Annotated in this window: 1 protein-coding gene; it reads left to right on the top strand. The window is 46.1% G+C overall.

The window, feature by feature from the left end:
* The coding region (locus tag AB4512_RS24060) for a glycosyl hydrolase 2 galactose-binding domain-containing protein (RefSeq protein WP_408063700.1) at positions 1–254 on the top strand (254 nt) is incomplete at both ends.

Raw genomic sequence — 254 nt, 5'->3', positions numbered from 1 at the left:
TGATAGCTTGAGTGAAAGTGAAATCGCAGAGCAAGAGTGGCACCTGATGCATGACATCGAAGTGGATGATGCGATGTTGGCGTGCCCGTTTGTTGAGTTAGTAATGGCAGGTGTTGATTACTTTGCGGAAGTGCGACTCAATGGCGTTGCCGTGTTTGATTGTGATGGTAGCCAAGTCGAATATCGTAAAGATATTCGACCTTACATGCAGTCTGGTCGCAACCGTTTTGAGATTCTTTTCCTTGAAGAAGAGG

Source organism: Vibrio sp. 10N.222.52.B7 (genome assembly GCF_041474275.1).
GTDB lineage: Bacteria > Pseudomonadota > Gammaproteobacteria > Enterobacterales > Vibrionaceae > Vibrio > Vibrio crassostreae_C.
The sequence above is the reverse complement of the archived record's forward strand: the minus strand, read 5'-3'. Positions and strand labels throughout refer to the sequence as shown.